Origin of the sequence: Chromohalobacter sp. HP20-39 (genome assembly GCF_033052815.1) — a bacterium.
In the GTDB taxonomy this organism is placed as follows: domain Bacteria; phylum Pseudomonadota; class Gammaproteobacteria; order Pseudomonadales; family Halomonadaceae; genus Chromohalobacter.
Map to the genome: position 1 here is coordinate 112,920 of NZ_JAWHTP010000002.1, position 15,078 is coordinate 127,997.

12 protein-coding genes are annotated in these 15,078 nt (G+C 62.9%); 6 read left to right on the plus strand and 6 right to left on the minus strand.

Annotation, left to right across the window (positions count from 1 at the left end; all coding sequences use genetic code 11):
- Positions 1 to 238 precede the first annotated feature (238 nt).
- The gene (locus tag RVY79_RS04085; protein WP_317462755.1) at positions 239 to 1,714 is read left to right on the plus strand and encodes an alpha-amylase family protein; all 1,476 of its coding nucleotides are present in this window, start codon (positions 239 to 241) and stop codon (positions 1,712 to 1,714) included.
- A gap of 34 nt (positions 1,715 to 1,748) precedes the next feature.
- On the opposite strand, the gene RVY79_RS04090 is transcribed toward RVY79_RS04085, so the two are convergent.
- From RVY79_RS04090 to glnA, 6 genes are all read right to left on the minus strand, one after another.
- Complete coding sequence (locus RVY79_RS04090; protein ID WP_317462756.1) at positions 1,749 to 3,086, minus strand: deoxyguanosinetriphosphate triphosphohydrolase; 1,338 nt, start codon at positions 3,084 to 3,086, stop codon at positions 1,749 to 1,751.
- Positions 3,087 to 3,108: 22 nt separating this feature from the next.
- Positions 3,109 to 3,972, minus strand: a complete 864-nt coding sequence (locus tag RVY79_RS04095) for an oxaloacetate decarboxylase (RefSeq protein ID WP_178998325.1) — start codon at positions 3,970 to 3,972, stop codon at positions 3,109 to 3,111.
- 388 nt (positions 3,973 to 4,360) lie between these two features.
- The gene (gene ntrC / locus RVY79_RS04100) at positions 4,361 to 5,770 is read right to left on the minus strand and encodes a nitrogen regulation protein NR(I) (protein ID WP_317462757.1); all 1,410 of its coding nucleotides are present in this window, start codon (positions 5,768 to 5,770) and stop codon (positions 4,361 to 4,363) included.
- 15 nt (positions 5,771 to 5,785) lie between these two features.
- Positions 5,786 to 6,859, minus strand: a complete 1,074-nt coding sequence (gene glnL, locus RVY79_RS04105) for a nitrogen regulation protein NR(II) (protein WP_317462758.1) — start codon at positions 6,857 to 6,859, stop codon at positions 5,786 to 5,788.
- A 160-nt stretch (positions 6,860 to 7,019) separates the two neighbouring features.
- Positions 7,020 to 7,628 carry a DUF4124 domain-containing protein gene (locus RVY79_RS04110; protein WP_317462759.1) on the minus strand — a complete coding sequence of 203 codons (609 nt, stop codon included), beginning with the start codon at positions 7,626 to 7,628 and terminating at the stop codon, positions 7,020 to 7,022.
- Positions 7,629 to 7,777: 149 nt separating this feature from the next.
- A complete protein-coding gene (gene glnA / locus RVY79_RS04115; protein WP_317462760.1) occupies positions 7,778 to 9,187 on the minus strand; it encodes a glutamate--ammonia ligase in 1,410 nt (469 codons plus the stop codon).
- 488 nt (positions 9,188 to 9,675) lie between these two features.
- Here glnA and RVY79_RS04120 point away from each other — a divergent pair, with 488 nt between their 5' ends.
- The 5 genes from RVY79_RS04120 to RVY79_RS04140 all read left to right on the plus strand — a co-directional run bounded on the left by RVY79_RS04120 (position 9,676) and on the right by RVY79_RS04140 (position 15,075).
- The gene (locus RVY79_RS04120) at positions 9,676 to 10,638 is read left to right on the plus strand and encodes a glycosyltransferase (RefSeq protein WP_317462761.1); all 963 of its coding nucleotides are present in this window, start codon (positions 9,676 to 9,678) and stop codon (positions 10,636 to 10,638) included.
- Positions 10,639 to 10,785: 147 nt separating this feature from the next.
- Entirely contained in the window at positions 10,786 to 11,778 is a 993-nt protein-coding gene (locus RVY79_RS04125) for a polysaccharide deacetylase family protein (protein WP_317462762.1), read from the plus strand.
- A 268-nt stretch (positions 11,779 to 12,046) separates the two neighbouring features.
- Positions 12,047 to 13,858 carry a translational GTPase TypA gene (gene typA, locus RVY79_RS04130; RefSeq protein ID WP_317462763.1) on the plus strand — a complete coding sequence of 604 codons (1,812 nt, stop codon included), beginning with the start codon at positions 12,047 to 12,049 and terminating at the stop codon, positions 13,856 to 13,858.
- A 201-nt stretch (positions 13,859 to 14,059) separates the two neighbouring features.
- A complete protein-coding gene (locus RVY79_RS04135) occupies positions 14,060 to 14,689 on the plus strand; it encodes an OmpW/AlkL family protein (protein WP_317462764.1) in 630 nt (209 codons plus the stop codon).
- Between the two features lie 74 nt (positions 14,690 to 14,763).
- Positions 14,764 to 15,075 (plus strand): hypothetical protein, encoded by a 312-nt coding sequence (locus RVY79_RS04140; protein WP_317462765.1) that lies wholly within the window; start codon positions 14,764 to 14,766, stop codon positions 15,073 to 15,075.
- The last annotated feature ends 3 nt before the right edge of the window (positions 15,076 to 15,078 follow it).

Consider the following 15,078-nt stretch of genomic DNA (forward strand, 5'->3'; position numbering starts at 1 on the left):
AAACCTCGACGTGCTTGCATCATGGTGAATCCTTTGTTGTTGTCCCGATCCTGTCGCACCTGAACTGGACGCGACATTTCAGGTACCAGCCTCGCCAATCCTCGCGTCACCTTCCTCATCCTCGTCCAGGGCGTACCCGGCGTAGACGCACGGCGTAGCCAATCCCCCTATGGAAGGATCCACGCACCACCTCAACCGGATAGGCTAAACGCACGCGTATCCACCAAGGAGGTTCGTCATGCGTCTAGGAATTTCTGCTCGTTGGTTGGCCGGTTCACTACTTGCCGGCCTGATGTCTCCCGCCCTCGCTAGCGGTACGCCGGTCTCTACGGCCAGCATGAACGCGCCGGGGACAGTGATGGTGCACCTGTTTGAATGGCGCTGGGATGACATTGCTCGTGAATGCGAGCAAGTGTTGGGGCCGTCTGGTGTGACTGCCGTGCAAATCTCACCACCCAACGAGCACATCGCGCTCGATCCGGTCGGCGGTGCCTGGTGGGCGCGTTACCAGCCAGTCAGTTATCGCCTTCAATCACGCAGCGGCGACCGCGCCGAGTTCACCGACATGGTCGCGCGCTGCCGCGCCGCCGGTGTAGGAATCGTCGTAGATGCGGTGATCAATCACATGGCCGGTATCGGTGAAGGGGAAGGCATCGCCGGTACCCGTTTCACGCCCTTCCAATATGGCAACCTATATCGCCGTGAACATTTTCACCACTGCGGCCGTCACGGTGACGATTCGATTCACAACTATCAGGACCGCTGGGAAGTTCAAAACTGCCATTTGGTAGGATTGGCCGATCTGGCTACCGAAACGCCCGGGGTCCGCGAGCGTATCCGTGGCTATCTACAGGGATTGCTCGACCTGGGTGTTGCCGGCTTTCGCATCGACGCTGCCAAGCACATTCCGCCCGAGGACATCACGGCGATCCTCGATGACCTCGACGGCGCCCCGTACATCTTTCAGGAAGTGATCGACATGGGCAACGAGCCGATCACCGTTCAAGACTACCTAGGCAACGGCGATGTGACGGAGTTTCGCTACGGTCCTCGGCTATCACGCGCGTTCATGAGTGGAGACCTTGCCCGACTGCGCGATCTCGGCGAGGCATCGAACTGGGTCCCATCCGAACGTGCCCTGGTCTTCATCGACAACCACGATAACCAGCGAGGACACGGCGCCGCGGGCATGGTAATGACCTTTGGGAGCGGTACACGCTACACCTTGGGGCGGCTGTTCATGCTTGCCTGGCCCTACGGGACACCGAGATTGATGTCGAGTTACCGCTTCGAGGACACCGATCAAGGCCCGCCTCAACGTCCCAGCAGTTGGAAAACCTTGCCTGTCTACACCGCCGATGGCGCGGATCGCTGCGACAACGAGCATTGGGTGTGCGAGCATCGTCAGCCAGCGGTGCTGGCCATGGTGGGATTTCGCCAAGCCGTGGGCAACGCGCCGGTGACGCACTGGCAAACTGGCGGCGAGTCGCGCATTGCATTTTCACGCGGTGAGCGTGGCTTCATAGCGTTCAACCGAAACGACACCGACTGGACCGCGACACTCACCACTGGCCTGTCCTCCGGTACTTATCAGAACCTGATCGGTGACGACGTGCTACGCGTTGATGATACTGGTCGCGTGAACGTCACAGTCCCCGCCAATGGCGCCGTGGCATTGCGTTACGACCGACCTGCCACTGCCAACGATAGCTGAAGCGAGACGCCTGCGCGGCGAGTGGCGAGCACACTCACTCGCCGCGCAGCCGACCCCCCATTTCCTGCGCCAGGTCGACGGCGTAGTGGTCGGTCATGCCACCGATGAAGTCGAGCATGCGCCGGTAGCTGGCATAGAGCGACCACGACGGCTTGGGCGTGTTCTCACCGATCAACGCCAGCACGCGCTGGTGCTTGAAGGAGGACTCACCACTGTGGTGAAGCTCATACGCCGCGCCGATGAAGGCTTCGAGGAGAATACCTAGCGTCGTGTAGGCGCCGATCTCCAGCTTGGCCTTGCGTTCATTCTGGAAGATGCGCTCGCGGGCGATCCGCTTGGCCATGCCCACACCCCATCCCAGATCGGGATGACATAGCTCAAGCATATCGCCGCTCAGCGTGCCGCCCAACAGTGCACTTTCATGCTGCACGAACACCGCCGCGACATCGTTCACCGCACGTTCCATCGCCGCGCCGCGCAAGGCCGCGATACGCCGCCGCTGGGACACGCCTCGAGCACGCATGTCGTCATAACCCGCCGGCGTTCCTCCGGCGATCTGGATGAGAATCTCGGCGACTTCGTCGTAGCGCAGGATGCCCATCTCCAGGCCATCTTCGAGATCCAGCAACGCATAGCAGATATCGTCGGCAGCCTCGACGAGATACGCCAGCGGGTGCCGACACCAGGCGGTTTCGCCACGCGGCAACAACCCCAGGCGCCCGGCAACCTCGTCCAATAACTCACGTTCCGACTGGTAACAACCGAACTTGCCGGCCCGCGAGGCACGTTCCACCGTCCATGGATACTTGAGCATCGTGCCCAACGTGGCAGCGCTCAAGCGCATGCCGCCGTTGAACTGGTTGTACTCGATCTGGGTGACGATACGAAAGCCTTGGGCGTTGCCCTCATAGGTCAGCAGATCCTCACGCTCGGCCGGCGACAGGTCGGCCAGTAACCCGCTGCCCTCTGCTTCCGCACGCTTGAACCAGTCGCGAATGGCATATTCGCCGGCATGTCCGAACGGCGGATTGCCGATATCGTGCCCCAGACAGGCCGCCTGCACGATGACCCCCAGATCGGCGGACGTGATCCAATCCGGCAGCCGCTCGCGCAACTGCTCGCCAACGATCATGCCCAGCGAGCGCCCTACGCAGCCCACCTCCAACGAATGCGTCAAGCGGGTGTGGATATGATCATTATCGGTTAGCGGGTGCACCTGCGTCTTGCGCCCCAAACGCCGAAACGAGCCGGCGAAGACGATACGGTCGTGGTCCTTGTGGAACGGACTACGCCCGATCTCATCGCGCGAGCCTCCGTGCTTGTCATTGAGGCGGGTAGGGTCAAGCAGACGCTCCCATTGCATGGCGCTCATCGCACTCTCCGGTTGTCGAGGCCTACTCTTTCACATCCATATAATCGCGTGCCCAGGCACGATACTCGTCCAGCGTAGAGTAACGTGTGGATAACTGCGACGCGCTCAATTCGCTGGCGGCAATGTCGCGCTGCTCGCGCAGGCAGTCGTAGGTCGCCTTGATCGCGGCGAAGTAGGCCGCATGGCCATTGACCACCACGCGCACGCCGAGCGCGGCCAAACGTTCACGATCACGCAGTTCGGGGTTGCCGTAGGTGACCAGCATCAGCGGGATATCCAGCGGTGCGGCCAGACGTGCGAGATGATCGAAGTCACGCACACCCACCAGGCAGATGGCATCCACGCCCGCCGCCTGATAGGCACACACGCGCTCGACGGCGGCGTCATCGTCGAGCTGACCGGCGTTGGTGCGCGCAATGATCGCCATCGCCGGATCGATGCGTGCCTCCAGCGCCGCGCGCATCTTGCCCACACCCTCGTCGAGCGGGATGAGATCGGTGGACTTGTGCCCGTATTGCGCCGGCAGCAGGGTATCTTCGATGGTCAACGCCGCAACCCCGGCACGTTCGAGTTCGGTGATGGTACGCATGACATTGAGCGCGTTGCCATAGCCGTGATCGGCATCGGCAATCACCGGCAGCCGCGTCACGCGGCCGATGCGGGTCGCCTGCTCGACGAACTCGCTCAAGGTGATCAAGGCGAAATCCGGCGCCGCCAGCACCTGCAACGAGGCCACCGAGCCCCCCAGGATACCCACCTCGAAGCCCAGGTCCGCGGCGATGCGCGCCGACATGGGGTCAAATACCGAGGCGGTGAAAAAGCATTGATCGGACGCCAGCAGGGCACGGAAGTCGTTACGTAGATCGTGTTGCGAGGGGGTTGCCACTCAAAACTCCTATTGTCACGCGACGGCCGTGCAGCGCGCGGGGAGAAGCCCCACACAGCGGACGGCGATCGGATTGAACACGGCCAGCCTGGCTGGCGAACGACGATGCCTCCCGCTGACGAATCACCTGTCATAACGCGGCAAGGAGGCATCGATTAGACCTTAGGAGGGGAAGGATATTACGCCGCTCGCCAAGATGCACGGAGCATGCCTTGTCACGCCACGGCTGCGGTGGAAAGAAAGCGATGGCAGGAGAACGCCAAGCGCGCCAACCCCAAAACCCTCTCAAACAAGGCACTCGCTCATCGGCCAGTGCCGGCAATAGCACCTTGAGCTTACCCCGCCCTTGTCGAGAGCGGGTATTGCGGCCCCAGCCGAGCAGTTTGGGCTATTCGTCCGCCAACGCCGGCAGCAGCACCTTGAGTTTGCGCGTCAGAGTATTGCGGCCCCAGCCGAGCAGCTCGGCGGCATCGCCCTTGCGTCCCCCGGTGTGCTTGAGCGCGGTTTCGATGAGGATGCGCTCGAAATCCGGCACCGCCTCCTCGAGCAGATGCGTATGCCCCGCCGCCAGGGCACGGTCAGCCCACTCGCGAAAGGCGCCGCGCCAGTCACCGCCGGCACTTTCAGTACCCTCGATATCACGCAGCTCCGGCGGCAGGTCCTCGACCAACACCTCACGGCCCGACGCCATCACCGTCAGCCAACGGCAGGTATTCTCGAGCTGGCGCACGTTCCCCGGCCACGGCAGTTGCGTGAGGTGCTGCTCGGCTTCCTGGGTCAATACCTTGGGGTCGGTGGCAAGCTCCTTGGCGGCGTCGGCCAGGAAGTGTTGCGCCAAGCGTGGAATGTCCTCACGCCGCTCGGCAAGACGCGGTAGATGAATACGAATCACGTTGAGGCGGTGAAACAGATCCTCGCGGAAGCGGCCGTCCTCGACCAGGCGCTCCAGATGCTGGTGGGTCGCAGCGATGATGCGCACGTCGACCTTGACCGGCGTATGACCACCGACCCGGTAGAACTCGCCATCCGCCAGCACGCGCAACAAGCGGGTCTGGGTCTCGGCGGGCATGTCGCCGATCTCGTCGAGGAACAGCGTGCCGCCATCGGACTGTTCGAAGCGCCCGCGACGCTGCGAGGTCGCCCCGGTGAAGGCGCCCTTTTCATGGCCGAAGAGCTCGGATTCCATCAGGTCCTTGGGAATCGCCGCCATGTTCAGCGCGATGAAAGGCCCGCCATGCCGTGGGCTGTGCTGATGCAACGCCTGGGCGACACGCTCCTTGCCGGTCCCCGACTCACCGTTGATCATCACCGTGATATGCGATTGCGAGAGCCGCCCGATGGCGCGGAAGACCTCCTGCATGGCCGGCGCCTCACCGATGATTTCCGCCGACAGGCCTTCCGGCACCGCCGCCGGCGCACGCCGCTCGCGGGCGTGCGCCACGCCGCGGCGCACCAACGCCAAGGCCTCGTCGACATCGAACGGCTTGGGCAGATACTCGAAGGCACCGCCCTGATACGACGCCACGGCGCTGTCCAGGTCGGAATGCGCGGTCATTACGATCACCGGCAAGTCCGGGTGGCTTTCGCGAATGCGCGCCATCAGATCCAGCCCGTCGAGTCCCGGCATACGGATATCGGTCAGCAGCACATCGGGCGGTTGACGCAGTATCTGTTCCAGCGCGGTATCGGCGCGCTCAAAGCTTTGCACCTCGAGATCCGGCTGCGCCAGCGCGCGCTCCAGTACCCAGCGAATGGCGCGGTCATCGTCGACGATTACAATGCGTGCGACGTCAGTCATAGGGCCTCCCGAGCCTCAATGGTGGCTCTCAAGCGGAATCAATAAGCGGAATTCGGTGCACCCGGGCACCGAGTCGCACTCGATCAAGCCCTGGTGCTGATGCAGGATCGACTGCGCGATGGAAAGGCCCAGGCCACTGCCCTCGGCGCGCCCCGAGACCATGGGGTAGAACAGCGTCTCGCGCAGCGTCTCGGGGATGCCGGGGCCGTTATCGAGGATGCCCAGCTCGCACACCAGCCGATGCCGCTCGGCACCCAGCGTGAATTGACGCCGGGCCCGGGTGCGCAGGATCAGGCGTGGGCCGTCGATGCCATGCTCCTCCATCGCCTGAACGGCGTTGCGAGCGACGTTGAGCACCGCCTGAATCAGTTGCGCTTCGTCGCCCTCCAGCTCCGGCAAACTGGGGTCGTAGTCGCGCACGTACTGGGTACGCGGATGCTCGGCCTCCAGCAAGGTCCGCACGCGCTCGAGCACCTTGTGAATGTTGAGCGGCTCGTGGCGGCTCATGCTGTTGGGCCCCAGCATACGATCGACCAGATCGCGCAGGCGGTCTGCCTCCTCGACGATGACCCGCGTGAACTCGGCGAGCTGCGGGTCGGGCAGGTCGCGCTCGAGCAGTTGCGCCGCACCACGGATGCCGCCCAGCGGATTCTTGACCTCGTGTGCCAACCCACGAGTGAGTACCTTGATGGTCTCCTGGCGCGCGATCAGCGCCTCCTCGCGGGAGATACGCAACAAGCGATCGCGAGGCTCGATCTCGATCAACAGCTCATCGGCAGACATCGGCGTCACGGTAAAGTCCACCGTCGCCGAATCGCCCGATGGCAACGTCAGGCACGCCTCGCGCTGGGTGAAGGGATGCAACTCATCACGCGCCTTGAGCAACACCGCTTCGACGCTGCCCTCGACGCCCGCCAGGCTTTCCAGCCGCTGCCCCAAGACCCGTACCCGGCTGGTTGCCAGCAACGACTCGGCGGCCGGATTCATCCAGCGCACATGCAAGCTGCCATCGAGCAGCACGACGGCCGTCGTCAAGTGTTCGAGCAGGCGCTGCTGCTCGCGAAACGGCTGCTGGGAAGGTTCCGACATGGCCCGTCCATTATCCATCGTCATGTACGTTAACAGTGCAAGAAGCGCGCCAGTCTGTGTCGGCCCGGCATATGGCAGTGCAGCCAGTGTGGGGCGACGACAACTTGCACCAAATTAGTGCAAACAAGAGGCTATCGATAGCACCGGGCGCCAAATCGGCTCACTGAGCGCCGCTGCCACCACTGTTGCGGGGATTATTGGGGTTGGCGGGCAAGTACACACTGGCGCGTTGCACATACAGCGTGACCGGGGCACTACGTTGGAGCACACGCCCCTCGGCATCGATCACCTCGGCACGCAGCGTGTGCTCGCCCCGCACCAAGTCATTGAGCGAGAACGTCGTCGCCTGCTGAGCGGCCTGACGCACTTCACCATCGACCATCAGACGCAGCCGGTGGGCATCGCGCAGGGCAGGGACGATCGCCACACTGACTTGCGTGTCGCCGGCCGCACCAGTGGGCAGCGTGGACTCGTTCGCCGGCGCAGTGATGCGCAAGCGCTCGTAAGGCGTAAAGGCCGACGCTTCGGCCTCGCCCGCAGCGGGCGCCTCCCGAGCCTCCCCGACATCTTGCGTCGAAGTGACCGGCCGGCTCGGCACCGTGTTCACCGGCCCGACCTCCACTTTCTCGCCTATCGGACGATCGGAAAAAGTCACGTTCCCCTGGGCATCGACGCTGCGATAGACCGGCGTCGCCTGCGCCAGTGACACGCTCAGGCACGTGCCTGCCATAAGCAGCGCCCACCCGCTGATGGTGGCCAAACCGCGCATGTCGCTCTCCTCAGGCCAATCGGGCTCCCAGTGTAGCGCACGCCAGGCGCTGCGAAAGAACACCGCTCCCTCCCATTACGTAAAAGGCCCCGTCATCGGACGGGGCCTCACTCAGCGGCACTACCTTGATTGGATGCTATCGCACGCGATCAGCAGCTGTAGTACATGTCGAACTCGATCGGGTGCGTCGCCATGCGCAGACGGTCGACCTCTTCCTGCTTGAGCTCGAGATAGGCGTCGATCATGTCGTCAGTGAACACCTCACCCTCGGTGAGGAAGGCGCGGTCGGCGTTCAGCGCTTCCAGCGCCTGATCGAGGCTCTCGGCCACGGTGGGAACCGCCTTGCCTTCTTCCGGCGGCAAGTCGTAGAGGTTCTTGTCCATCGCATCGCCGGGATGGATCTTGTTCTTGATGCCATCGATACCCGCCATCAGCATCGCTGAGAAACACAGGTACGGGTTGGCGGTCGGATCCGGGAAGCGCAACTCCACACGCTTGCCCTTGGGGCTCGCAGTATACGGAATGCGGATCGACGCACTGCGGTTGCGTGCGCTGTAGGCGAGCATGACCGGCGCTTCGAAGCCCGGCACCAGACGCTTGTAGGAGTTGGTCGAGGCATTGGTGAAGGCGTTCAAGGCACGCGCATGCTTGATGATGCCGCCGATGTAGTACAGCGCAGTCTCGGACAACCCGGCGTACTCGTCACCGGCAAACATGTTGGCGCCGTCTTTCCAGAAAGACTGGTGCACGTGCATGCCGGAGCCGTTGTCACCGACCAGCGGCTTGGGCATGAAGGTCGCGGTCTTGCCGTACGCGTGGGCCACGTTGTGGATCACGTACTTCATTTCCTGAACTTCGTCGGCCTTCTTGACCAAGGTGTTGAACTTGACACCGATCTCGTTCTGGCCCGCGTTGGCGACTTCGTGGTGATGCACCTCGACCGACTGACCGATGGCTTCCAGGGTGTTGCACATCGCGCTACGGATGTCGTGGAAGCTGTCCACCGGCGGCACCGGGAAATAGCCACCCTTGACGCGCGGACGGTGCCCCAAGTTGCCGCCTTCCACATTGGTGGAATCGGTCGCCCAGGCGCCTTCCTCGGAGGTGATCTTGTACATCGCGCCCTGGATATCGGCGTTCCAGTGCACTTCGTCGAAGATGAAGAATTCCGGCTCCGGCCCGAAGAAAGCGGTATCGCCCAGGCCGGTGGACTTGAGATACGCCTCGGCGCGCTTGGCGATGGAGCGCGGATCACGCTCATAACCCTGCATAGTGGCCGGCTCGATGATATCGCAGCGCAGCACCAACGTGGCGTCTTCGGTGAACGGGTCGAGATAACCGCTGCCATCTTCCGGACGCAGGATCATGTCGGACTCGTTGATGCCTTTCCAACCGGAGATGGAGGAGCCATCGAACATCTGGCCGTCCTCAAAGAACTCGTCGTCGACGGCGCTGGCCGGGATCGTGACGTGCTGCTCCTTGCCCTTGGTATCGGTAAAGCGCAGATCCACCCACTTGATATCGTGTTCTTCGATCAGGGCGAGGGTCTTCTCGGACATGATTTCCTCCACTATGAGCCCACGGCTCGAGTCGTTTGCTTGCGTGTTCAGCGTCGTTTGTAGCATGCCCGCCAGCGGCTGCCCACGGGTATGCGATTTACGTTTTTCAATGCAGAAGGCATGCCAATCATTGGGCCATCTCAGTGCACCCTCGGTAAACGCATGATCCTACAATAAAAAATAGACCTTCCTCGGGCACCCATCAGCACCACTTTAGCGTTAGACGCGCCACATATAAGTGCAGAAATGCCGACGACGCCCCAGCAAGGTGCAGCTCACCCCCTTCATGAACCAATTTGGTGCATCACCATACTCAAGCCTCTTCCGATGACTGAACCTCGCCTCCAATGGGCTGAATCCGCGTAAATCCGTCATCAGGATGGCGGTAGAAAAACCAGCCGTGGCGATGATTGCCAGGGTTCGCGCCACCCCGCAGTCTGTGGGGTAGCTCCCCCGATACGGGCTCTGATCCCAAGGCACACTCAGCGATGCGTACTTACAGCCTGCTAATAGACGCCAGCCATGCCCCCCAGCACCTGGAGCGCTGCCTGAGCGCCCTGACACGCAGCATCGCGGGCTTCAGCGGGCATACCGAAACGCTGGTTCAGCTCACCACACTGGATGCGCCCACTCAATGCCTGCTGACGCAGCGCCAGGTCCGCTTCGCCGTGCTGCCCCAACATGGACAGGGAGCACTGCGCCACCATGGCGCCGCCTACCTCAATGGCGATGTGTTGGTATTTTTGGATGCCGCGCTCGAGGTACCCGAGCAATGGCTGTCAGGGCTGGCACGCACCTTTAGCCACCAGGCCGCCGATGCCATCGTCTGCGCCCGCTACCCGGCCGCCCCGCTAGCGCCGCCGCTCGCCAGTTGGTATCTCAGCCGTACGCAACGTGGCTTTGACGATCATCCCTGGGACTGGCCCACCGGCCAGTTGGCTATCACCCGCGAATGGTACGAGCGCCTCGGCGGCCATGACCCGCGCCTCGAGGCAGGCGCCGATCTGGACATCCTGGTCCGTCTGTGGCGTTGCCATGCACATCTCTACTGGCAAGACGCACCATTGCTGATCGACCACGCAGCCCCGCGTCGCCTGGGAGCCTGGTGGCATCGGCAGCGCCGGCATCAGCGGCATTGTCTGTACACCTCCAGCGCCGTGCGGCATCCACGCTTCCTCATCCCTCGCGTGAGTGCCGCGCTCGTGCAGGGCACGAGTCTGCCGCTGGCCTTACTGCTATGGCTGCCCTTGTCGCCGGGGATCGGGATGGCGGGCCTGGCCTTCAGCGCACTGCCAGCCGGGCTGATGACCTGGCGCGACGACACACCGGTGCCGCGCAAGACTTATCGCGTTCACGGCTATCGCTGGAGCTTGCACGCCTTGCAGTTGATCGCTACCGGCGCAGCACTGATGACGTTCTGCCGACGAGGCAAGCCGGGGCTGACTGGCTAAATCGAGACAAATAGATATGCTGATAGATATCGCAACCGCCATCACAACATTACTCTTCAAAGGAGCCCCTTGCCGTCCGCGACAGGATGTCACCACGGCAACAACGCTCGCACACCGAGCAACGACAGCAGTGCGGAGGGACACGCCATGAGTCATCTCAGCCTTGCCCATGACGTCGTGCAGCGCCTGCGCGGGCACTGGCGACGCAACCTGAGCGAGCCGCTTCGCGGACGCAGCGCGATCTTGGTCATACAGCGCGTATTGCCCGACGAAGCCGCCGCCCGCTTACCGCACCGAGCACCCTACTGCCTCGGCCCGGACAGCTTCCGGCGGCTGCTCGACCACCTCACCGATCATGCCCAGATCGTCTCCTTGGCCAGTGCCCGCCGTTTGCACCGCGACCCGATCCCGCGCATTGCGCTGACCTTCGACGGCGGCTGGCGCGACACCGCCGAGGTAGCGCTGCGACAGCTCGAGCGTCTGGCGTTGCCGGCCAGCATGTTTCTGACCACGGGCGATGCAGGCCGCCCACAAGGCGATTGGCGGATGACCCTCGGCGACATCCTCTGGGATGGCAACCAGCCCATGCGCGTTCGTGAATGCCTCGGCGATGCCGGGCTCCCGCTCCCGCCGCCACGGCCCAACCATCCGGACACCGCCTACAGCAGCGCCTTGCACGGCTATCTGGAACGACTCGCGGAGCAGGCCGCCCCGTTGACGCTGGCGCGACTCAGCGCAGCGCTAGGCACCGAGCTCGACATCGCGCCGCAAACGCTCGACCCGTTCAGCGTGCGTCGCCTGGAAAGCGACGGCCTGGTACGCTTCGGCGCACGCGGCGTCGCCGCCACACCGCTAGACACCCTCGATGACCGTCAGATCCAATGGCAAATTCGCCATTCGCGTCGCCAACTCGGCGTGCTATGCCGCGACCCACTGCCTTATTTTGCCTATCCGCAGCCGGAAGCCTCGCGCCGGGTACGTCAACTGGCCCAACGCTGCGGCGTTCAGGAAGCCCTGCATAGTCATGCCGGCTGGCTCTCGCACCGCGACGATCCGCTGGCATTGCCACGCTTTCAGATCACGCAACCCGTTGCCAGCAGCGCAGGGCGTCTCTATGATTGGCTACTCGGGCACCTTTAATTAATGAGTAGCCCCTTGAGTTCGGTGCGTTCCACCCCACGCTGCGCGTCCACCCCGACGCGATAAACAGCGACTGACGAACGCGCCGCCATTTTTTTGCGTATTTTTGCCCTGCCGTCCAAACGACCCAAGCCCCTGATAGTGCCACGGTTATCGTCGCGTCAACGCGTCTTTTGTCGTGCCGCGCCTGTTGGCAACGGTCATCAAACTGGCAGTCGTCGGCCCCCTGACCCTATAATACGGCCCAATTTTCAAGCAGGATCCCTACGTGATCGAGAACCTTCGCAACATCGCCATTATTGCCCACGTCGACCATGGCAAGACCACCCTGGTCGATCAGCTCCTGAGTCAGTCCGGCACCCTCGACCGCAAGGCCGAAGGGCAAGAGCGCATCATGGACTCCAACGACCAGGAGAAAGAACGCGGTATCACCATTCTGTCCAAGAATACCGCGATCCAGTGGCACGACTACCACATCAACATCGTCGACACGCCCGGACACGCCGACTTCGGTGGTGAGGTCGAGCGCGTGATGTCGATGGTCGATTCCGTCCTGCTGATGGTCGACGCCGTCGACGGCCCCATGCCGCAGACGCGCTTCGTTACCCAGAAAGCCTTCGATCGTGGCTTGAAGCCCATCGTCGTGGTCAACAAGATCGACCGCCCCGGCGCACGCCCTGATTGGGTCATCGACCAGATCTTCGACCTGTTCGACAACCTCGGCGCCTCCGACGAGCAGCTCGACTTCCCGATCATCTATTGCTCGGCACTCAACGGCGTCGCCGGCATGGATCCGGACGCGCTCGAAGACGACATGACGCCGATGTTCCAGTCCATCGTCGATATCGTCGAACCGCCCAAGGTCGAACGTGACGGGCCGTTCCAGATGCAGATCTCCGCGCTCGACTACAATAGCTATGTCGGCGTCATCGGCCTGGGCCGCATCAAGCGCGGCAACGTGAGCCCGGGGCAGCAGATCAGCGTGATCTCCAAGGAAGGCAATGTCCGCAAGGGCAAGGTCGGCCAGGTCATGACGCACCTCGGCCTCGAGCGCGTGCAGACCGAACAGGCCGAAGCCGGCGACATCATCTGCGTCACCGGCATCAGCGATCTGGCGATCTCCGATACGCTGTGCGATCCGGCCAACGTCGAAGCGTTGCCCGTGCTGACCGTCGACGAGCCCACCGTGTCGATGACCTTCCAGGTCAACGACTCGCCGTTCGCCGGCAAGGAAGGCAAGTTCGTCACCAGTCGCAACATTCGTGACCGCCTCGAGCAGGAGCTGATCCACAACGTCGCACTGCGTGTCGAAGAAGCCGAAACGCCCGAGAAGTTCAAGGTCTCCGGACGCGGTGAGCTGCACCTTTCGGTACTCATCGAAAGCATGCGTCGTGAAGGCTACGAGCTCGCCGTGGGCCGCCCCGAGGTCATCATCCGCGAGGTCGATGGCGTCAAACAGGAGCCGTACGAAGAAGTCATCATCGACTGCGAAGAGCAGCACCAAGGCGCGGTGATGGAAGAGATCGGCTACCGCAAGGGCGAGATGACCAACATGAACCCGGACGGCAAGGGTCGTGTGCGCCTGGACTTCATCATCCCCGCACGCGGGCTGATCGGCTTCCGTGGCCAGTTCCTGACGCTGACCTCCGGCACCGGCATTCTCACCAGCCGCTTCGACCATTACGGCCCGCTCAAGCCCGACGCCTCCGTCGAGCGTCGCAACGGCGTGCTGGTCTCCATGGTTCCCGGCAAGGCGCTGGCTTACGCACTGTTCGCCCTGCAGGATCGCGGCAAGTTGCTCGTCGAGCACGGCACCGAAGTCTACGAAGGCATGCTAGTGGGCATCAACAACCGTGCCGACGACATGGCGGTCAATCCCACCAAGGCCAAGAAGCTCGACAACATGCGCTCCGCCGGCACCGACGAAGCCCTGGTGCTGACGCCGCCGATCCGCTTCAGCCTCGAGCAAGCCATCGAGTTCCTCGATGACGACGAACTGGTGGAGATCACCCCCAGCCACATTCGTCTGCGCAAGAAGCACCTCACCGAGAACGAGCGTAAGCGCGCCAAGAAGAAGTAACGGCGTCCTCACTCGGCAGCAACACGAAGCCCACCTCTTGGTGGGCTTCGTCGTTTTCGGGACCAGCGTCGACAACTAGGGGGCTGCGACAAATAACCACATTTTTTATGTGGTTATTTGATTTAGGCTTGATGCATACGAAGCGCACGCCGCTTCCGAGCTCGCCTCAAGCCAATTCACCTCAAACCCTGGAGTCGTCCCATGCGCCGTGTACTGCTCGTTTCTTCTCTCGCCCTCACCGCCGCGCTCGTGCCCGCTACCTCGGCGTTCGCCTACGGCCAGGGCGATTTCTACACACGCTTCGGTATCGCCAAGGTCGCCCCGCAAAGCGATAACGGTGACTTCGGCGCCCCGCTGAACATGAAGATCGACGCCGACGACGACAGTGGCTTCGCCTTCACCCTGGGCTATCGCTTCCAAGACAAACTCGGCGTGGAGCTGCTTGCCGCGCAACGCTTCGAGCATCAGGTCCGACTCAGCGGCAGCGACATGGCCAGCATCCATCACCTGCCACCGACCCTCACGCTTCAGTATTACCCGCTGGGCGGCACCAACGCCCGCGTGCAGCCGTACCTCGGCGCCGGGATCAACTACACCCACTTCTCCGACGAAAAACTCGACGGCGGCGAGCTCGAACTCGACGATAGCTGGGGCGGCGCCGCGCAAGTCGGGGTCGACCTGCTGATCGACGACCACTGGGCGCTCAACGCCGCCGCCTGGTACCTGGATATCGACAGCGACGCTACCGCCACGCTCGGCGGCAACGACTATCATGCCGACGTGGAAATCGACCCCGTCGTGGTCATGGGCGGCCTCAGCTACCGGTTCTGACAGCCGCACGGCTAGGCGTTCCCCCGCACGGCGGGCTACCCTGTGACAACACACGGACGCGACAGGAGCCCGCCATGCACAAGCACATCGATTGGGACGCCCCCGGCAACGCCAGCGTGACCCGCCATTACGCCAGCGACAAGCAGCACGAAGTCCAACCCCATCCCGGCATGATGCTCTCCGCGCGCTACCAAGGCATGGTGGTACGCGTCGAAGTCGAAGCCTACCGCGAAGACGACGCCCTCAGCATCGGCAAGGTTGCCGCCCTCATCGACAACCAAGGCAAGCGCCACCGGAGTCACGGCGATCTCAGCGTCGGCGATGTCGTCCGTCTCCCCGACGACAAGCGCGCCCTGGAACCCACGATCGAAGATGAAGAGGACTGAAGC